The organism is Dyella sp. (assembly GCF_051962475.1).
In the GTDB taxonomy this organism is placed as follows: domain Bacteria; phylum Pseudomonadota; class Gammaproteobacteria; order Xanthomonadales; family Rhodanobacteraceae; genus Dyella_A.
The window spans coordinates 40,351-60,634 of record NZ_JBQCCF010000042.1; the positions used below are offsets into that span (position 1 = coordinate 40,351).

A 20,284-nucleotide genomic window follows, 5' to 3' on the forward strand; every position below is an offset into this window, starting at 1 on the left:
TCGAACCCCTCGATTGTTGTAGTTGCGAATCGTTCTCGTTAAGATTCTCTGGATTTCGTCTGGAGTTGCCGCATGTCTGCTGTCCCCCCCGTTGCCTTGGCCGTCCTGTGCGCGCTGGCTGTCCCGTCCCACGCCGCCGAGGCCCCGCAGACGGTGCAATTGCAGCGCGTCGAGGTGTCCGAAAGCACGCTGCGCATGCCGCGCAGCCAGGGCGCGCTGCCGATGACGATCACCGTGATCGACCAGCAAGAGCTGCGCCAGCAACTGGCCCTGACGCCGGACCTGTCGCAGGCGATCGGCGCCCTGCTGCCCTCCTTCTCGCCCGCCACCCAGAAACTGTCCAGCCGCGGCGAAACCCTGCGGGGGCGCAGTCCGCTGTACATGATCGACGGCGTGCCGCAGTCCAGCCCGCTGCGCAACGGTTCGCGCGATGCGTACACGATCGATCCGGCGATGATCGAGCGCATCGAGATCGTCGAGGGTTCCAACGCTCTGCAGGGGCTTGGCGCCGCCGGCGGCATCATCAACATCATCACCCGGCGCGCTCCGGACAAGGACGGTATCACCCAGCGCGTGGCGCTGGATGCCAGCGCCCCGACGCGCGGCACCGACGGCCTCGGCTACGGCGGCTCGTACGTGCTGGGGGCGCGGCAGGGGGCATTCGACGCGGTGGTGGGCGTGTCCGCGCGCGAGCGCGGCATGTACTCAGACGCGCACGGCCGGTTGATCGGCGTAGACGGTACCCAGGGCGACCTGATGGATTCGTCCAGCCACGACCTGTTCGCCAAGCTCGGCTACGACTTTGCCGGCGAACGGCGGCTGCAGCTCACGGTGAACCGCTTCCAGCTGCAGGGCAACGGCGATTACACCGCGGTGCCGGGCGACATGGCAGCGGCCCTGCCTACCACCTCGATCCGCCAGCCGCAGCCCGGCGATGCCCCGCGTAATCGGGTGCTCACCACCAGCCTGGATTACCGCGACCCGCACCTGGCCGGCGGCGAGCTGCGCGCGCAGCTGTACTACCAGGCCAACCGCGAACTGTTCGGCGGCGGCACCTTCGGCACCTTTCAGGATCCCGCCTACGGCAGCACCATCTTCGACCAGTCGCAGAACGTGTCGCTCAAGCGCGGCGCGCGGTTGTCGTGGTCGCGCAGCGGACTGTTCGACGACCACCTGAACCTGCTGGCCGGCGTGGACGGCTACCGCGACACCACCCATCAGGAACTGGTGCAGACCGGCCGCAACTGGGTGCCGGACAGCACCTACACCGGATGGGCGCCGTTCCTCCAGGCTGAACTCTGGGTGTTGCCCTCGCTGTCGCTGAATGGCGGCTTGCGCCAGGAGCATGGCTGGCTGGACGTGCCGACCTTCCGCACCCTCGCCTTCTACAACGGCGTAACCGTGCAGGGCGGCTCCACCCGCTTCAGCAAGACGCTGCCGAACCTCGGCGCGGTCTGGTACCTCAACGACCGGCTGAACCTGTTCGCCAGCTATGCCGAGGGCTACACCCTGCCGGACGTGGGCCGCGTGCTGCGCGCGATAAGCGTGCCGGGCCAGAACGTGGCCGACTTCCTCGATCTCAAGCCGGTGGTGTCGGACAACCGCGAGGCGGGCGCCGAGTACGCCGACGGCGGCTTCACCACCCGGCTCAGCCACTACACCTCCACCTCCCGGCTGGGCTCGGTGCTGGTGTTCGACGCCGCCAACCAGGTCTACAACGTGGCCCGCCAGCGCATCGAGATCAGCGGATGGGAAGCGCGCGTCGGGTGGAAGCCGCTTGCCGGCACGCAGCTGACAATGAGCTACGCGATCAACCACGGCCGCTCCGACCGCAACGGCGACGGCCGCGTCGACTCCGATCTGGACGGCGCAAACATCGCGCCAAACCGCCTCAACCTCAGCTGGACCCAGCAGTGGAGCGGCGAGTGGTCGAGCTACCTGCAGGTGTCGCGCCTGGCCAGCCGCGATTTCGCCACGCTGGGCCGGCGCAGCGGACACTTCGACGGCTACACCACGGCCGATGCCTACCTGCGCTGGAATGCCGGCCGCGCCGGCGAATGGACCCTGGGCGTGCAGAACCTGGCCAACCGCCAGTACATCAACTACGTGTCGCAGACCGTGGGCGACGACGCGAGCTACTTTGCCGGCCGCGGCCGCACGGTGTCGCTGGGATGGCAGCAGACGTTCTGAACGTGCCCGACGCTCGCCCCCAACGCGCTGGCCTCAAGCTCTGGCTGAAGCGCCTGCACCTGTGGCTGGGCCTGAGCGTCGGCCTGGTGTTCGCGTTGATCGCGCTCAGCGGCAGCGTGCTCGCCCTGCAGGAGCCACTGCTGCGCCTGGCGCATCCGGCACTGACCGGCCATGCGCCGCCTTCGCCCACGCAGCAGGCGCAGGTGCTGGCACGCATCGCGCACGAGTGGGCGCCACGCGGCCTGCGCGCGGCGGACCTGCCCGATGCCGGGCTGCCGGTGTGGCAGCTGTATTTCGACAACGGCACGCGGCGCTACCTCGACCCGGCCACCGGCGAGCTGCTGCTGACGCGCGACGCCTCACGCGATGCCCTGCTGATCCTGCGCAACTGGCACACCCATCTGCTCGCCGGACGCACCGGCGAAAGCCTGCTCGGCGTACTCGGCGGGATCGCGCTTGGCCTGCTCGCGTCCGGCCTCGTCCTGTGGTGGCCGGCCCGCGGGCGGCTGCGCGCGCACCTGCGTCCTTATGCGCAGCCCCCCGTGCGCCGCTGGCTCACCTGGCACCGCTCGCTGGGTGCGCTCACCCTGCCGCTGCTGTTGCTGGTGACCCTCACCGGCACGCTGATGGTCTATCACGGCGCCACCCGGCGTGGACTGGAGGCGGCCTTCGGCCGTGGCACAGTCGCAGCGCCGCCGGACCCAGTGGCGCGGCGCGATGCACCCGTGCCGTGGGCGGCCCTGCTCGCGGCCGCGCAATCGGCGCTGCCGCACGCGGCGCTGTCGCGCATCGGCTTCGGTGGGGCCGACGACGCCACCGTCATCGTGCGGGCGCATGCCCCGGGCGAGTGGAACGCCACCGGGCGCAGCATGATCTGGCTCGATCCCTACACGCCCCGGGTACTGGCCGTGCGCGACGCCAGCGCCGGTGACACCGCGGCCCGCATCGACGGCATGATCTATCCGCTGCATGCGGGCACGGTGGGCGGCTGGGCATACCGCGGCGTGGTGATCGCCTGCGGCGTGCTGCCGGCCTTCTTCGTCACCACCGGCTTCCTGTTCTGGCGCGCTCGCACGCGTCGCCGGCGCTGAGCCGACGGGCAGGAGGTAAACTGGGCGGATGCAGATCGGCCCTTACCGCATCGAACCGCCCGTGGTGCTTGCGCCCATGGCGGGCGTCACCGACAAGCCGTTCCGCCTGCTGTGCAAGCGGCTGGGCGCGGGCCTGGCCGTGTCGGAAATGACCACGGCGGACCCCACGCTGTGGCACACCCGCAAGTCGCTGCGGCGTATGGATCACGCCGGCGAACCGGAACCGGTGAGCGTGCAGATCGCCGGCTACGACCCGGCGATGCTGGCCGAGGCGGCGCGTTTCAACGTCGCCAACGGCGCGCAGATCATCGACATCAACATGGGCTGCCCGGCCAAGAAGGTGTGCAACGTGTGGTCCGGCTCGGCCCTGCTGCAGGACGAGCCGCTGGTGGCGCGCATCTGCCGGGCAGTGGTCGAGGCAGTCGAGGTGCCGGTGACGCTGAAGATCCGCACCGGCTGGGATCGCGACCACAAGAATGCGCTCTCCATCGCGCGCATCGCCGAAGACAGCGGCATCGCCGCGCTGTCGGTGCACGGGCGCACGCGGGCGGACAAGTACGAGGGCGAAGCGGAGTACGAGACCATCGCCGCGGTGAAGGCGAGCATCGGCATCCCGGTGCTGGCCAACGGCGACATCACCACGCCGGAACGGGCCAGGCACGTGCTCGACGTCACCGGCGCCGACGCCGTGATGATCGGCCGCGGCGCGCAGGGGCGGCCGTGGATCTTTCGCGAGATCGCCCACTACCTCGCCACCGGAGAGAAGCTGCCCGAGCCGACGCCGGCCGAGGTGGGCGCGATTCTGCTCGGCCACCTGCAACACCTGCATGCGTTCTACGGCGAGCTGGCCGGCGTGCGCATCGCCCGCAAGCACCTGGGCTGGTACGCCAAGGATCGTCCGGAGAACGCCGCGTTCCGTCAGGTGGTGAACCGCGCCGAGACGGCGCACGAGCAACTGGCGCTTACCGAGCGCTACTTCGCAGCGCTGGCCGCCGGCGAGTTCGCAAGTTTCAGCGTCGCGGCCTGAGCGCGCGCCGCACCGACGCGACGCGATCGCGCCCGTAGGCACTGCTTGTCGCGGACGCGTACGATAACGCGTCCAACGAATCGTCCGGCCCTATGGAATCGAGTTCCAGCACGCGTACCCAGCAGCAGGCGATCGAGCAGCTCGAACGCAGCGAGGCACGCTGGTTGCGCCTGGATTCCCTGCTGCGCCGACTGGTAACGCGGCTCACCTACGCCGCCGATGGCCGCGCCGCCGCACTGGACGCGAGCCTGGGCGACATCCGCCGGCAGGTACGCGACGTGGTCGACGAGCCCGGCCTTGAGGCGCTGCTTTCGGACCTTGGCGAAGCGATCAAGGCGCTGGACGAGCCGGCCCCGGCAGCGCCCGGGGCCCCGGCCCCGCCGCCGCATCCGTTCACCGAAGCGCTCTCCACCGGACAGGTGCTGTTGGCCCTGGTCGACCGCCTGCGCCTGGACGACGACGCGGTCGAGCGGCTGAACGCCCTGCGCGACACCATCCAGGGCTGCGCCGATGCCGCCACGCTGGCGGTGCAGGCCGAGGCCGTGGCCACGCTGGTGAACCGCCACTGCCATCGCATCGGCGAGGCGCGCGCCGCCGCCGAGCGGCTGCTCAAGCACGTCACCGAACAGCTGGAAGAGCTGGCCGTCTACCTCGCCCGCGAAGACATGTCCCATCGCGACGGCGAGAGCGCCCGCGACCAGCTCGATCACGAGGTGCTCGGCGAGATCCGCGCGCTCACCGAGCAGGTCGCGCAGGCGCGGGAGCTGAGCGAGCTGCAGGTCGAGGTGCAGCAGCGCCTGGGTGCGATCAGCGGGCACCTGAAAACCTTCCGCCAACGCGAGGCCGCGCGCGAACGCGAATGGCAGGCGCGCACCGAGCAGATGGGCCAGCGCATCCGCGAGCTGGAGCGATCGACCCAGGCGATGGAAGCCACGCTGCGCCACGAGCAGGCGCTGGCCTCCACCGACCCGCTTACCGGCGTCGCCAACCGCCTGGTGTTCGAGCAGCACATGGCCGACGCCTGCCTGCGCATTGCGCAGGAAGGCGGCGAGGTCAGCCTGCTGGTGCTCGATATCGACCGCTTCAAGGAGATCAACGACAGCTTCGGTCACGCCGCCGGCGACCGCGCGCTGCGCATCGTCGCCGAGCAGCTGCGCGCCGGGCTGCGCTCGGACGACCTGCTGGCCCGCTACGGCGGCGAGGAATTCGTGGTGGTGCTGTCGGGCATGGGCGCGGAAGCGGCCATGCGCGTGGCCGAATCGCTGCGCAAGCGGATCGAGAGCCTGGGCTTCCACGGCCAGCAGCGACCGGTGCGCATCACCCTCTCGTGTGGCCTCACCGTACTGCGCGGCGACGATTCGCCCGACAGCGCCTTCGAGCGGGCGGACGGCGCGCTGTACCGCGCCAAGCGCGGCGGGCGCAACCGCTGCGAGTTGATCTGAGCGAGGCAGCGTGCGGCCGTCCAGACGGCTGAACGGATGGACGCCCGGGCGCCGGGCCTGCCTGCAAAGCCGGAGCGGCCGTTGTATGATGCGCGACCCGTTTCTATCTCTTCATCCGAAAGGAAGGATATAACCCACGATGAGCAGCCATCTCTTCACCTCCGAGTCGGTCTCCGAAGGCCACCCGGACAAGGTCGCCGACCAGATTTCCGATGCCGTCCTCGACGCGATCCTCGCGCAGGATCCGCGCGCGCGCGTCGCCTGCGAGACCCTGGTGAAGACCGGCGTGGCCATCGTGGCCGGCGAAGTCACCACCAGCGCGTGGATCGACCTCGAGGCGCTGACCCGCAAGGTCATCGTCGACATCGGCTACAACTCCAGCGAAGTCGGCTTCGACGGCGAGACCTGCGGCGTGCTCAACCTGATCGGCAAGCAGTCGCCCGACATCAACCAGGGCGTGGACCGCAAGAAGCCCGAGGAACAGGGCGCCGGCGACCAGGGCCTGATGTTCGGCTACGCCACCAACGAGACCAAGGACTTCATGCCGGCGGCGATCTACTACTCGCACCGCCTGGTCGAGCAGCAGGCGAAGGTCCGCAAGAAGAAGAACTCGCCGCTGCCGTGGCTGCGTCCGGACGCCAAGAGCCAGGTCACCCTGCGCTACGAGAACGGCGTGGCCACCGCCATCGACGCCGTGGTGCTGTCGACCCAGCACGACCCGGGCGTGAAGCAGAAGGACCTGATCGAGGCGGTGCGCGAGTACATCCTCAAGCCCGTGCTGCCGGCCAAGCTGCTGCACAAGAGCACCAAGTACCACATCAACCCGACCGGCAAGTTCGTCATCGGCGGGCCGGTGGGTGACTGCGGCCTCACCGGCCGCAAGATCATCGTCGACACCTACGGCGGCTGGGCCCGTCACGGCGGCGGCGCGTTCTCCGGCAAGGATCCGTCCAAGGTCGACCGCTCGGCCGCCTACGCCGCGCGCTACGTCGCCAAGAACATCGTGGCCGCCGGCATCGCCGACCGCTGCGAGGTGCAGGTGAGCTACGCCATCGGCGTGGCCGAGCCGACCTCGATCTCGGTCACCACCTTCGGCACCGGCAAGATCGCCGACGACAAGATCGAGAAGCTGATCCGCAAGCACTTCGACCTGCGCCCGTACGGCATCATCAAGATGCTCGACCTGATCCACCCGATGTACCAGCAGACCGCCAGCTACGGCCACTTCGGCCGCACGCCGTACGAGGTGAAGGCCGCCGACGGCAGCACCTACACCGCGTTCTCCTGGGAAAAGACCGACAAGGCCGACGCGCTGCGCGCCGACGCCAAGTTGAAGTAACGCGCTGGCGGCCAGCGCCGCCGCGACGTTGAATAAAGCACCGAAACGGGCCGCTCATACGGCCCGTTTCGTTTTACGCAGCCGTGCGGTCGAACGATCCGTGCGGCGATTCAGGGCGTCAGCTGCGCCTTCCCCGTGCGCAGCACCTCCAGCGCGGATCGGCGTACGTCCTTCAGGCTGGCGTTGAGGGTGGCCGGATCTTTCGCCACGAGGGGATCGAGGTAGCGCTGGCGCACCGCCAGCGCCGCGGGCGCGTCGTGCAGTTGATCGAGCACTTCGTACAGGCGTCCGGCGGTCTCCAGGGTGAGCGCGTCGTCTGCACCCAGCACCTTGTCGCGACCGGCCAGGGCTTTTTCGTAGGGTGCGCGGGCCTGTGCCCAATGGCCGGCGTCTACTTCGATGTCGCCAAGCAGGCCGTAGGTGGCGAACACGATCGGATGCTCGGGGCCGAGCACGCGCTGCTGCCCGGCCAAGGTAAGCCGCGCCTCGCGTACGGCCTCGGCGTACTGGCCGTCGTAGCTGAGCAGGTTCGCCAGGCTGCCGTGCGCCATCAGTGTGTCGGGGTGGTCTTCGCCCAGTTGCCGCTGGTGGGCGGCGAGAATCTGGCGCTCCAGCGCGATCGCCTGAACCATGAAGCCGTGACGCGCCGCGTCGTCGACCCCGTCGGCATTGCCGCGCTTGGAAAGCAGGCGCACCTGCAGCGTCATCGAGGCGATCGTGTCGGGATGCTCCGGCCCCAGCACGCGCCGGCGTGCGTCGATCAGGCGCTGCAGATCGGCGCCCGCGCGGTCGAAGGCTGGGCCGTCCTGCGCCAGGTAGACCTCGTCCATCGCCACCATGTGCTGCGCGCGCAGCGTGTCCGGATGATCCGCGCCGAGGCGCTTCAGGCGGATCGCAGCCACCTCGCGAGCCAGCACCAGCGATTGCTCGTAGTTGTGCCGGTAATGCTGCAGCTGGGCGAGCGTGACCATCGCATCGAGGGTCTCGCGAGCTTCGTTGCCGAAGGTGGTGCGATCGAGCGCCACCAGCGGCTTGGCCTGGGCCAGCGCCTCGTCGCGTCGGCCCATGCCTATCAATGTGGTGATCAGGTCGCGACGCAGCCGCAGCAGTTCCGGATCGGTGGCCGGCAGCCGCTGCGCCAGCGCGTCGTACAGCGTCTTCTGCAGCTTCTCCGCCTCGGGCAGATGCCCTTGCGCCACCAGCACGCGCGCCTGCCCGGCCTCGGCCTGGGTGCGCAGCGGGTCGGTAAACGGCCGCGCGGAAGCGGTGCTCAAGGCGCTCGCATACAGTACTGCCGCGGCCGCCGTGTCGCCCTGCCGTAAGCGCACGCCAGCCAGATCGATGCGCGTACCCAGCAGCGCGGTGGCGTCATTGGGTGCCAGTTTCTGGCGCGTGGTCAGCACCTTGCCCAGCTCGGTCGCCGCATGTGCGTAGCTGCCGATCCCCACCAGCACGCGCGCCAACGACTGGCGCAGGTCTGCGGCAAGCAGCGGGGCGTCGGCGAAATCGTGATCGAGGCGATCCAGCGCGTGGGTCACCACGAAGGTGTCCAGCGCATGCCGCGCGAGGTCGGTGGACCCGGTCGCCGCAGCGCTTCCCGGGCTGCGCTGCGCGCGGTCGATGGCATGCCCCATCGCGTCGATGTCCACGCTGTCGAGCGTGGTCTGCTGGAAATCCACGATGCGTTCGAGCTGGTGTTGGCGCTGTTCGGCAAGTTGCTGGGCCGCCCGCGTCTCGCGCAGGGAGAGCAGCGTGCTGAGCAGCCCGGCCACGATCGCCAGCACGAAGGCCGCGCCGGCGGCGAGCGGCCAGCGATTGCGCCGCACGTAGCGGCGCACCCGGTACCACTGACGCCCTCGCCGTGCCTGCACCGGGCGGCACTCCAGAAAGCGCCGCAGGTCGTCCGCGAGCGCGGTGACGCCGGGGTAGCGCTCGTCCGCCTGCCGCCGCAGCGCCTTGAGCACGATGGCGTCCAGATCGCGCGGCACGGCACGACCGCGCAGCGCCCGCTGCGCGCCCTCTTCCCGCGCCAGTCGCGCAGCACGGCTCGGCGGCACGAGGTCGCCAGTGACGATGGCGTTGGAGAGCAAGTGCGGAGTGACCAGATGCTGGTACGGCCGGCGGCCGGCGACGAGCTGATAGAGCACCACGCCCAGCGAATAGACGTCCGCTGCGGTGGTCAGTGGCAGGCGCTCGATCTGCTCGGGGCTGGCATAGGCCAACGTCATCGCGTGGGCAGCGGTGGCGGTGGCCAGCAGGTCGGCTTGGTCGTCGAGGATGCGCGCGATGCCGAAGTCCAGCAGCTTCGGCGTGCCGTCCTCGGTCACCAGGATGTTCGCCGGCTTGATGTCGCGATGGATGATCAGGTTGCGATGCGCGTACTCCACCGCGGCGCAGACCTTGAGGAACAGGGTGATGCGCGCGGTGAGGTCCAGCGCGTGGCGGTCGCACCAGGCGTCGATCCGCTCGCCCTGCACGTATTCCATCGCCAGGAACGGCTTGCCGTCGGCGAGGACGCCACCATCGAGCAGACGCGCGATGCCGGGGTGTTCCAGCCGCGCCAGCAGCTTGCGTTCCTGACTGAAGCGCTCGGTGAGGATCGGCGAGCCTTCTGCGGCGGCGGTGAGCAGCTTCAGCGCCACCTGCTGGGTGAAGTCGCCGTCGCAGCGCTCGGCCAGGTACACCGTTCCCATGCCGCCCTCGCCGAGATGGCGCAGCAGGCGATAGTGGCGCGGCCCGGTGGCCTGCGCGTCGTGCCCGCTGAGATCCGGCGAGATCGCTGAGAGCACGGGCAAGGTGGCGGTGTGGGTGGCGTCCAGCGCGCGCAGCATCCAGCGCAGCTCGCGCTCCAGCGCATCGTCGCCGGCGCAGGCCTCGGTGATGAATGCGTCACGTGCGGCGGCCGGCAGCTCGGCGGCTTCCAGCGCGAGGCGCTTGGCCTCCACGTAACGATCGGTCAGTGCCCCCTTCATCGCCCTTCCCCCCGAAAAGGTCTGCTGCCTCGACCGCGCATCGGCGCGGCGGGTATGTCAATCCGGCTTGCGCGCCACCAGGTCGATCAAGGCCGACATGCCATGGTGCCCGTTGCCCTCGTGAATCGCTGCGTCGTACGCGGCCAGGTGCTCGATCGTCAGCTCAGCGAACGCCTCGCGCAGCATTACCTCGGTATACAGGTTCGCCACCTCCGATGGGCCACCCGTGCCGTAGCCGAGTTGCTCCGGGCGATAGCCCTCCAGCAGCAGCACTCCGCCGGGCTTGAGCGCCGCCACCATGCCCGCGAACAGCCGCGTGCGCAGGGCCGGATCGGCGAACTGTATGAAGATCGCGGCGATCACGTCGAAGCGCTCGCGGCCGAAGTCCCAGTTCGACAGGTCGGCCAGCTCCCAGGCCATGGAAACGTTGCGTTCGGCGGCGAGGCGGCGACTCTTGGCCAGCCCCACGTCGGAAGCATCCACTGCCAGCACGTCCAGCCCCTGCTCGGCCAGCCACACGCCGTTGCGACCCTCGCCGTCGGCCACCGCCAGCGCCTTGCCGTGCTGCGGCAGGCGGGCGCGCTGGGTCACGAGAAAGGCGTTCGGCGCGGTGCCGAACAGGAAATCCTCGCCTGCGTAGCGTTCGTTCCAGCGATTCATGCCGATTCCAGGTGAACAGCCGCCGGAGTCTAGACCAGTGCGTCCCGCGCCGCATGTCCCGTTCCAGCGGAACACCGTGCCCGCCCCGTACAATGGGTGGATGTCTCTTATCCAATTGCAGCGCGTCGACTTCTCGATCGGCGGCCCCCTCCTGCTCGAACACGTCGATCTGTCGATCGAACGCAACGAGCGCGTGTGCATCGTCGGTCGCAACGGCGAAGGCAAATCCACCCTGATGAAGCTCATCGCCGGCGAGCTGCAGGCCGACGACGGCGAGGTCCGCGTGCAGAACGGCGTGGTGATCGCGCGCATGGCGCAGGAGGTGCCGCAGGGCACCGAAGGCACCGTGTTCGACGTGGTTTCCGACGGCCTGGGCGATCTCGGCCACCTGCTGGCGCGCTACCACCACCTGATCGCCGAAGGCGACTTCGATGCGCTGGGCGACGTGCAGCACGCCATCGAGGCGCAGAACGGCTGGGATCTGGATCGCCGCGTCACCGAGGTGATCACCAAGCTCGAACTCCCCGCCGACACCGACTTCAACGCGCTCTCCGGCGGCATGAAGCGTCGCGTGCTGCTGGCCCAGGCGCTGGTGCGCAAGCCGGACGTGCTGCTGCTGGACGAGCCCACCAACCACCTGGACATCGAGGCGATCGGCTGGCTGGAGAACTTCCTCAAGCAGTTCGACGGCAGCATCCTTTTCATCACCCACGACCGTAGCTTCCTGCGCGCACTGGCCACCCGCATCGTGGAGATCGACCGCGGCGCACTCACCGACTGGCCCGGCGACTACGACAACTACCTGCGCCGCCGCGAGGAGCGCCTGCACGCCGAGGCGCAGGCCAACGCGCTGTTCGACAAGAAGCTGGCGCAGGAAGAGGTGTGGATCCGCCAGGGCATCAAGGCGCGGCGCACCCGCAACGAAGGCCGCGTGCGCGCGCTCAAGGCGCTGCGCGCCGAACGTGCCGAGCGGCGCAACCTGAGCGGCAACGTGAAGATGACCGCCGCCAATGCGCAGGCCTCGGGCAAGAAGGTGATCGAGCTCGAACACGTGCATCAGGCCTACGGCGGCCGCGTGCTGATCGACGACCTCTCCACCACCGTCATGCGCGGCGACCGTATCGGCATCATCGGCCCGAACGGCGCCGGCAAGAGCACGCTCTTGAAGATCATGCTGGGCGAGCTCAAGCCCCAGCGCGGCACGGCGGAGCTGGGCACCGGCATCCAGATCGCCTACTTCGACCAGCACCGCCTGCAGCTCAACGACTCGCTCAACGCGCTGGACAACGTGGCCGAAGGGCGCGAATTCATCGAGCTCAACGGCAGCCGCAAGCACATCATCGGCTACCTGCAGGATTTCCTGTTCTCGCCCGAGCGCGCCCGCGCGCCGATCACCCGGCTGTCCGGGGGCGAACGCAATCGGCTGCTGCTGGCCAAGCTGTTCGCGCAGCCGTCGAACCTGCTGGTGATGGACGAACCCACCAACGACCTCGACGTCGAGACGCTGGAACTGCTGGAAGAACTGCTCACCGATTACCAGGGTACGCTGCTGCTGGTGTCGCACGATCGCGCGTTCCTCGACAACGTGGTGTCGAGCACGCTGGTGCTGGAAGGCAACGGCCAGATTGGCGAATACGTGGGCGGCTACAGCGACTGGCTGCGCCAGCGCCCTGCCGCGGCCGCCGCCGTGGCGGCAGCCGCGGCGAAGCCCGGCCTCACCCGCAACGATCCGCCCGCCGCGCCGGCGCCCACGTCGGCGGCAGCCCCGAAGCGCAAGCTCAGTTTCAAGGACCAGCGCGAACTGGAGCTGCTGCCCCAGCGCATCGAGGAGCTGGAAACCGAGATCGCCAGGCGCGGTGAGGCGATGACCGACCCGGACTTCTTCAAGCAGGACAGCGCCGCGATCACCGCCGCCAACGAAGCCGTGGCAAAGCTGCAGGCCGAGCTGGAAGCGGCCTACGCGCGCTGGAGCGAACTGGACGGCTGAGCCCCCTGCGGGAACGCCGCCGGCCGGCCGCGCGGATGGCGCGCCGCGCCGGCCCTTGCATGCACGACAGACCCCGCCCAGACGAACTGCGCACGCAAGCCCTTGTCGTCGCATGATTTTACGATTGCATTCAGGCCTTCCCTCAGCGTTTGCAACGTTATAGCGTCGCGGGCTGATTCTCGCCCTGAAGGCTCTGTGGATGCCCTCTCCCTGGCTCAACGCACGCGCTCCGGCCGCCGTAGTCGCGTCCCCGCCAAAGGCGTGGCTGCGCACGAGTGCGCTGGCCGCCGCGCTGGCGCTGACCGGCTGCGCGATGGGGCCGGACTTCAAGCCGCCGACCGCTCGCGCCAGCGACAGTTACGCCGCCCAGCCGCCGCAGGCGACCGTCGCCACGCCGCATCTCGCCGCTGGCGACGCCCAGCATTTCGAGCGCAGTGCCGCGCTGCCTGCAGACTGGTGGATGGCGTTCCATTCGGCGCCGCTCAACGCGCTGATCGAACAGGCGCTGGCGAACAACCACGACCTCAAGGCCGCGCAGGCGGCGCTCACCGTGGCGCACGAGACCACGCTATCCGGCCGCGGCGCGTATGCGCCCAGCGTGAGCGCGGGACTCTCGGCCAGCCGTGAGCAGGATCCGCCCGGCGCGCTGGCGCCGGTGCCCAGCTCCAACGCCTATCTGTACAACCTGTTTACCCCGCAGGTGAGCGTGTCGTACGTGCCCGACGTGTTCGGCCTCAACCGCCGCACGGTGGAATCGCTGACCGCGCAGGAAGACGCCGTGCGCTACCAGCTGCTCGCCACGCAGATCACGCTGAGCGCCAACGTGGTGGCCGCGGCGGTGCAGGAAGCCTCGCTGCAGGCGCAGATGGACGCCACGCAGCAGCTGGTGGCGATCAACCGGCACATGCTGGAGATCCTGCAGCGCCAGCTCGCCAAGGGCTACGCCAGCCGGCTCGACGTGGCGGCGCAAACGACGCAGCTGGCGCAGCTCAACGCCACACTGCCGCCGCTGGTGATGCAGCTGCAACAACAGCAGCATTTGCTGGCGGTGCTGGTGGGGCGCACGCCCGGCGAAGCGCCGCCGCCGGCGTTCGCGCTGGACGGTTTCACCCTGCCAGCCACGCTGCCGCTCAGTCTGCCCTCCGCACTGGTCGCACAGCGGCCGGACGTGCTGCAGGCGCAGGCCAACCTGCATGCGGCCAGCGCGCAGATCGGCGTGGCCGAGGCGAGCCGGCTGCCGCAGATCGAGCTCACCGCCGACGCCGGCCGCACCGCGCTGGCGATCGGCGAGGTGTTCAAGCCCGGTACGGGGTTCTGGAACCTCGGCGCCGCGATCAGCGCACCGATCTTCCAGGGCGGCGCGCTGATGCACCAGGAACGCGCCGCCAAGGCCGCCTACGTGCAGGCCGCCGAGCAGTACCGCAGCACCGTGCTCACTGCGTTCCAGAACGTCGCCGACGTGCTCTCCGCCCTGCAGCAGGACGCCGCGAGTCTGAAGGCCGCCGCCACCGCGGCGGATGCGGCCAAGACCACGCTCGACCTGTCCCAGCGCCAGTGGAAGGACGGCTACGCCGCCTACCTCGCCGTGCTCGGTGCCGAGCAGAGCTACCAGCAGGCCCGCATCGCACTGGTGCAGGCGCAGGCCAGCCGACTGGCCGATACCGCCGCCCTGTTCCAGGCGCTCGGCGGCGGCTGGTGGCAGGCCACCGACACGCCCCAGGCCCACTCCGTCCGGAGCCATGATGAAAAGTGATTTCCTCGGTGCGATGCCCGCATCCGCGCGCGTCAGGCGCTGGTCGCGCGCGCTCGCCCTCGGCGTGCTGGCCGCCTCCGGTGCCGCCCTGGTTGCCGGCTGTTCGCACGCTCCGGACGATACCGCCGGTGCCGCACCGCCCGCCGCCCGTAACGTGACGCTCACGACCGCGCAGCGCCAGCATCTGCGCCTGCAGACCGTGGCGCCGGGCGCCTTCCACACCCGGGTGCAGGCCACCGGCCGGGTCGATTTCGACAACGAGCGCGCCACCAGCGTGGTCGCACCCTTCACCGGCCCGGTCACGCGCCTGCTGGTCGCGCCGGGCGACACGGTGACCAAGGGCCAGGTGCTGGCCACGGTGGACTCGTCCGATTTCGCCGCGGCGATCGGCGCGTACCGCAAGGCGCTGGTGGCGGCACACAACGCGCGGCGCATCGCTGACATGGATGCCGACCTGGTCAAGCACGACGGCGTGTCCGCGCGCGAAGCCGCGCAGGCGTCCACCGATGCGGCCAGCGCCGAAGCCGATCGGGATGCCGCGCTACAGGCCTTGCGCGCGCTGGGCGTCGACGCCGGCACGATCCAGGCGATCCAGTCCGGGCACAGCGTGGCGCATGCCGGTGGTGCGATCCGCGCGCCGATCGCCGGCACCGTGGTGGAGCGGCTGATCTCGCCTGGCCAGCTGCTGCAGGCCGGCAGCACCGCCTGCTTCACCGTCGCCGACCTCTCGCACATGTGGGTGATGGCCCAGGTGGCTCCCGCCGAGCTGGCCGCGGTGCACGTGGGCGACCGCGCCGAGATCACCACCGGTGCCGATGCCGCGCCCATCACCGGCACAGTCACCAACATCGGCGGCGTGGTGAATGGCGACACCGGGCTCGTCGACGTGCGCGTGGCGGTGGACAACCGCGCCGGCCTGCTGCGGAAGCAGATGTTGGTGGAGGTGACGCTGCGCGCACAGCAGGCCAGCCAGGCGCTGCTGGTGCCCTCCTCGGCGGTGCTGCGCGATGACGAGAACCTGCCCTTCGTCTACGTCGCCCAGGCCGACGGCAGCTTCGCCCGGCAGCACGTCATGCTGGGCGACCGCAGCGGCGACAACGTGGCCATCCGCGACGGCCTGAAGGCCGGGCAGCAGGTGGTGACCGACGGCGGTATCTTCGTGCAGTTCCTGCAAAGCCAATGAGCGAGCCACTGCCCGGGGGCGAGACCCCGTCCCGCACCGCCTCGATCATGAACCGCCTCGTGGCCGCCTCACTGGGTCAGCGCCTGCTCGTGCTGCTGCTGGTGATGCTGCTAGGCGGCGCCGGCCTGCATTCGCTCAGGCGCCTGCCGGTGGACGCGTATCCCGATCTCTCGCCGCCCGGCGTGGAACTGGTCACCCAGTGGCCCGGCCACGCGGCCGAGGAAGTGGAGCGCTTGATCACCGTGCCGGTGGAGCGCGGCATGACCGGCATCCCGCGCGCCACGGTGACGCGCTCGATCTCGCTGTATGGGTTATCGGTGGTGAACATCACCTTCGCCGACGGCACCGACAACCACGTGGCGCGGCAGGCCGTGTTCAACCGCCTGGGCGATCTGGGCCTGCCCGATGGCGTAGCGCCTTCGGTGTCGCCGCTGTCCTCACCGTCTGGCCTGATCTACCGCTACGTACTGCAGAGTCCGGACCGCTCGCCGACCGAGCTGAAGACGATCGAGGACTGGACCGTGGAGCCGGCCTTCCGCGCCGTACCGGGCGTGGCCGATGACTCGGGCTTCGGCGGCGGCACGCTGCAGTACCAGGTGCAGCTGGACCCGACCCGTCTGGCTGCGCTCGGCCTCAACGCCAGCCAGGTGGAGTCCGCGCTGGCGGCCAACAACGGCAACGCCGGCGGCGGCTTCTATTCGCAGGGCGGCCAGTTCTATTACGTGCGCGGCGAGGGCCGCATCGAGACGCTGGAAGACATCGGCAACGTAGTGCTGGCCCAGCACAACGGCACGCCGGTGCTGGTGAAAGACGTGGCCACCGTCACCACCGGCATCGCGCCGCGGCTGGGCGAGTTCGGCTACCAGGACCAGGACGACGCGGTGGAGGGCGTGATCTTCCTGCGCACCGGCGAGAAGACCCAGGACGTGCTCAAGCGCGTCGAGGCGAAGACGCGCGAACTCAACGACCACGTGCTGCCGAAGGACGTGAAGATCGTGCCGTTCTACGACCGCAGCGACCTGATCAGCCGCACCACCGACGTGGTGCGCGACAACCTGGTGCGCGGGATGCTGCTGGTGGTCGTGGTGCTGGTGTTCTTCCTGTACGACCTGCGCGCCGGCCTGATCGTGGCCACCACGATTCCGCTGGCGCTGCTGTCCGCGTTCGTCTGCCTCGACCTGCAGGGCGCCTCGGCCAACCTGCTGTCGATCGGCGCGATCGACTTCGGCATCCTGGTCGACGCGGCGGTGGTGATGGTGGAGAACATCTATCGCCAGCTGGCCGATCGAAAGGACGAGCACACCAGCGTGCTGGCGGTGATCCGCGCCGCCGCCGCGGAGGTCGACCGCCCGCTGTTCTACGCGGTGGCGGTGATCGTGGTGAGCTTCGCGCCGATCTACGTGCTGTCCGGTCCATCCGGCACGCTGTTCAAGCCGATGGCCGACACCATGATCTTCGCCCTGGTCGGCTCGCTCATCGTCACGCTCACGCTGCTGCCGGTGCTGTGCTCGTGGTTCATGCGCAAGGGCGTGCGCGAGCGGCGCAACCGCGCGTTCGAGGCGATCAAGTCGGTGTACGTGAAGGGGCTGGATTTCTGCCTCGCTCGCGCCCGCGGCACCGTGCTGGCCTCGGTGGTGGTGCTGGGCGCGTCGCTGCTGCTGATCCCGCGCATCGGCGCGGAGTTCATGCCGCACCTGGACGAGGGCGCGCTGTGGGTACGCGCCACCATGCCGTACACCATCTCGTTCGACGAGGCGGCGAAGATTACCCCGCAGATCCGCGCCATCCTGCACAGCTTCCCCGAGGTGACCACGGTCACCAACGAACTGGGCCGCCCGGACGACGGCACCGACCCCACCGGCTTCTTCAATGCGGAGTTCTACGTGGGGCTCAAGCCCTACGCGCAGTGGCACGGCCGCTACCGCACCAAGCCCGCGCTGATCGAGGCGATGAACCGCAAGCTGGCGCAGTTCCCCGGCATCATCTTCAACTACACCCAGCCCGCCCAAGACGCGGTGGACGAGGCCGAGACGGGCCTCAAGAGCGCGCTGGCGGTGAAGGTATTCGGCCCGGATCTGGCCACGCTGCAGTCCAAGGGCCAGGCAATCAAGCACGTGCTGGAAAAGGTGCGCGGCATCCGCGACGTGACTCTGGTCAAGGAGCTGGGCCAGCCCAGCCTCAGCATCGACATCCACCGCGCCGCGATCGCCCGCTACGGCCTCAACGTGTCGGATATCAACGACCTGATCCAGACCGCCATCGGCGGCGACGTGGCCACCCAGGTGGTGCAGGGCGAGAAGGAGTTCGACCTGGTGGTGCGGCTCCAGAAGCGATACCGCGACAACCCCGAGTCGTTTGGCAACCTGCTGGTTGCCACGCCCGACGGCAAGCAGATTCCGCTCAAGCTGCTGGCCGACATCCGTATCGTCGACGGCGCCTCCTTCATCTACCGTCAGGACAACTCGCGCTATGTCGGCGTGCAGTTCTCCGTGCAGGGCCGCGACCTGGCCGGCGCCGTGGGCGACGCGATCGCCCAGGTGGACAAGCAGGTGAAGCTGCCGCAGGGCTACCGCGTGGACTGGGGCGGCGAGTACTCCGAGTACATGGCCTCCAGCGCGCAGCTGCGGATCATCGTGCCGCTCACGGTGGGGCTGATCTTCCTGCTGCTGTTCACCCTGTACAGCAACTTCAAGTTCCCCTTCATCACCGTGCTCGGCGTGGCGCTGTCGGCGCCGGTCGGCGGCATCGTGGCGCTGTGGCTCACCGGCACGCCGTTCTCGGTGTCCTCGGGCATCGGCTTCCTGGCGCTGTTCGGCGTGTCGGTGCAGACCGCGGTGGTCTACATCTCCTACGTCAACGAGCTGCGCCTGGGCGGCATGGCGCTGGAGCCGGCGATCCGCGAGGCGGCAATCCTGCGCCTGCGCCCGATCATGATGACCGCGCTGGTCGCCGCGCTCGGCCTGCTGCCCGCAGCCCTGGCCACCGGCGTGGGCACCGACACCCAGCGACCGTTCGCGCTAGTGATCGTCAGCGGCCTGTTCACCCGCCTGCTGATCAGCGTGTTCCTGATGCCCGCCCTGTACGCGTTGGTGGCCCGCCCCGACGACCGGCTCGAGGTGTAGGCCTTTGCCCTTGTAGGAGCCCGCTCGCGGGCGTTGCTCTTGGTTCTGAGCCACATGGGACAAAAAAAGCAGCGCCCGCGACCGGGCTCCTACAGGTTCTGGTGGCACCGGACGGCAGCGTGTTCACGGTGCTCATCGGCAAACTCCGGTCATGCCAGCTTTCCCAGCCACTGGCCGCTCCGCGCTTCGGCGCGGCCGTGTATCCACGCCGGGCCAGGTCTACCTGATCACCGTCACCACCTGGCGCCGTCAGCCGGTCTTCGGAAATCACGAAGCCGCGCGCGTCGCCAGCCGGATCATCCACGCATCCAACCACTGGGGCGACGCGCAGCTGTTCGCCTGGGTGCTCATGCCCGATCACTGGCACGGGCTGCTCGAACTCGGCCGCGAGCCGCTTGATCGCGTAGTGGCACGATTCAAGGCGGCCGTCTCGCGGGCGCTGCATGCATCGGGGGCCTTAGCTGGGCCGCTGTGGGATCGCAGCTTCCACGATCGCGCGCTGCGCCGGGAAGAGAACCTGCGTCGCGTTGCGCGTTACATCGTCGGCAACCCCATACGCGCCAGCCTGGCGCACTCGGTGCTGGCATATCCCTACTGGAACGCCGTCTGGCTCGACAAAGACGAACCGCTGCCACTGTAGGAGCCCGCTCGCGGGCGATGCTCTTGCTTCTGATGCACATCGAAGCAGAAAAGCGTCGCCCGCGAGCGGGCTCCTACAAAAAAGCGCGTCAGTGGCCGTCGCGTGCGCGGGCGACGCCGGCCTGCATGATGCGATCGGTCCAGGCGATGCCGATCGCCGAGGCGATGAACACCACGTGGATGATGGTCTGCCACATCACGCCCACCGTGGTGAGCGTGGAGCACTTGAGCGCGCTGGCGGTGTTCATGGTATCGGCCATCGTGGCGAGCACGTCGGCCGAGCAGAACGGCAGCCCTTCCAGCGCGCCGGCGGCGATGAAGGTCTTCAGCAGATGGATCGAGGAGATGCCGATGATCGCCATCGCCAACTTCACCTTCAGCACCGAGGCGTTGACGTGGCTCAGCCACTCGGGCTGGTCGGGATGTTCCTCCAGCCCCAGCCGCGAGACGAACGTCTCGTAGCCGCCCACGATCACCATGATCAGCAGGTTGGAGATCATCACCACGTCGATCAGCCCGAGCACGATCAACATGATCTCCTGCTCACCCAGGTGAGACGCCTCGTGGATCAGGTGCCACAGCTCCTTGCCGAACAGGAACACGTACACGCACTGCGCCACGATCAGGCCCAGGTACAGCGGCAGCTGCAACCAGCGCGAGCTGAAGATGAAGAGGGCGAGCGGGTTCAGGCGGGGCGGGACAGGAGCGGTCATGGGGCGCGGCATGCGATGTGGGAGCCAGAGCGTACCCGGGCGCGCATCGCGCCGCCACGCATCGATGCCAACGACGGGCACCCTCCACCGCCCCAACCGCCACTGTAGGAGCCCGCTCGCGGGCGATGCTCTTTGGCTTTGATGTGGCACCAGAGCAACAGCATCG

Annotated in this window: 13 protein-coding genes; 10 read left to right on the plus strand and 3 right to left on the minus strand. The window is 69.2% G+C overall.

The genetic code is table 11. The features are described 5' to 3' along the window. Window positions 1–72 precede the first annotated feature (72 nt). From ACTHJF_RS09870 to metK, 5 genes are all read left to right on the plus strand, one after another. Window positions 73–2,190 carry a TonB-dependent receptor gene (locus ACTHJF_RS09870; protein ID WP_440266957.1) on the plus strand — a complete coding sequence of 706 codons (2,118 nt, stop codon included), beginning with the start codon at window positions 73–75 and terminating at the stop codon, window positions 2,188–2,190. After that, window positions 2,172–3,281: a PepSY-associated TM helix domain-containing protein gene (locus ACTHJF_RS09875; protein ID WP_440266958.1), complete on the plus strand. Its 1,110-nt coding sequence runs from the start codon at window positions 2,172–2,174 to the stop codon at window positions 3,279–3,281. The genes ACTHJF_RS09870 and ACTHJF_RS09875 overlap by 19 nt, the downstream gene beginning before the upstream one ends. A 28-nt stretch (window positions 3,282–3,309) precedes the next feature. Next, window positions 3,310–4,308 carry a tRNA dihydrouridine synthase DusB gene (gene dusB / locus ACTHJF_RS09880; protein ID WP_440266959.1) on the plus strand — a complete coding sequence of 333 codons (999 nt, stop codon included), beginning with the start codon at window positions 3,310–3,312 and terminating at the stop codon, window positions 4,306–4,308. A 92-nt stretch (window positions 4,309–4,400) separates the two neighbouring features. Continuing rightward, window positions 4,401–5,750: a GGDEF domain-containing protein gene (locus tag ACTHJF_RS09885; RefSeq protein WP_440266960.1), complete on the plus strand. Its 1,350-nt coding sequence runs from the start codon at window positions 4,401–4,403 to the stop codon at window positions 5,748–5,750. 139 nt (window positions 5,751–5,889) lie between these two features. Continuing rightward, the gene (gene metK / locus ACTHJF_RS09890; protein ID WP_440266961.1) at window positions 5,890–7,089 is read left to right on the plus strand and encodes a methionine adenosyltransferase; all 1,200 of its coding nucleotides are present in this window, start codon (window positions 5,890–5,892) and stop codon (window positions 7,087–7,089) included. Window positions 7,090–7,199: 110 nt separating this feature from the next. On the opposite strand, the gene ACTHJF_RS09895 is transcribed toward metK, so the two are convergent. Together ACTHJF_RS09895 and ACTHJF_RS09900 are read right to left on the minus strand one after the other, a co-directional pair. After that, window positions 7,200–10,061 (minus strand): protein kinase domain-containing protein, encoded by a 2,862-nt coding sequence (locus tag ACTHJF_RS09895; protein WP_440266962.1) that lies wholly within the window; start codon window positions 10,059–10,061, stop codon window positions 7,200–7,202. A gap of 57 nt (window positions 10,062–10,118) precedes the next feature. Beyond that, a complete protein-coding gene (locus ACTHJF_RS09900) occupies window positions 10,119–10,721 on the minus strand; it encodes a class I SAM-dependent methyltransferase (RefSeq protein ID WP_440266963.1) in 603 nt (200 codons plus the stop codon). Between the two features lie 100 nt (window positions 10,722–10,821). Between ACTHJF_RS09900 and ACTHJF_RS09905 the strand changes: the two genes are divergently transcribed. From ACTHJF_RS09905 to ACTHJF_RS09925, 5 genes are all read left to right on the plus strand, one after another. After that, window positions 10,822–12,708 carry an ATP-binding cassette domain-containing protein gene (locus tag ACTHJF_RS09905; protein ID WP_440266964.1) on the plus strand — a complete coding sequence of 629 codons (1,887 nt, stop codon included), beginning with the start codon at window positions 10,822–10,824 and terminating at the stop codon, window positions 12,706–12,708. Between the two features lie 199 nt (window positions 12,709–12,907). Then, window positions 12,908–14,461 (plus strand): efflux transporter outer membrane subunit, encoded by a 1,554-nt coding sequence (locus ACTHJF_RS09910; RefSeq protein ID WP_440266965.1) that lies wholly within the window; start codon window positions 12,908–12,910, stop codon window positions 14,459–14,461. Beyond that, the gene (locus ACTHJF_RS09915; protein ID WP_440266966.1) at window positions 14,451–15,644 is read left to right on the plus strand and encodes an efflux RND transporter periplasmic adaptor subunit; all 1,194 of its coding nucleotides are present in this window, start codon (window positions 14,451–14,453) and stop codon (window positions 15,642–15,644) included. Before ACTHJF_RS09910 ends, ACTHJF_RS09915 begins: the two co-directional genes overlap by 11 nt. A gap of 47 nt (window positions 15,645–15,691) precedes the next feature. Further along, the gene (locus ACTHJF_RS09920) at window positions 15,692–18,766 is read left to right on the plus strand and encodes an efflux RND transporter permease subunit (protein ID WP_440266967.1); all 3,075 of its coding nucleotides are present in this window, start codon (window positions 15,692–15,694) and stop codon (window positions 18,764–18,766) included. A 151-nt stretch (window positions 18,767–18,917) separates the two neighbouring features. Continuing rightward, window positions 18,918–19,406, plus strand: a complete 489-nt coding sequence (locus tag ACTHJF_RS09925) for an REP-associated tyrosine transposase (protein WP_440266968.1) — start codon at window positions 18,918–18,920, stop codon at window positions 19,404–19,406. Between the two features lie 88 nt (window positions 19,407–19,494). On the opposite strand, the gene ACTHJF_RS09930 is transcribed toward ACTHJF_RS09925, so the two are convergent. Next, entirely contained in the window at window positions 19,495–20,118 is a 624-nt protein-coding gene (locus tag ACTHJF_RS09930; RefSeq protein WP_440266969.1) for a TIGR00645 family protein, read from the minus strand. Window positions 20,119–20,284 lie beyond the last annotated feature (166 nt).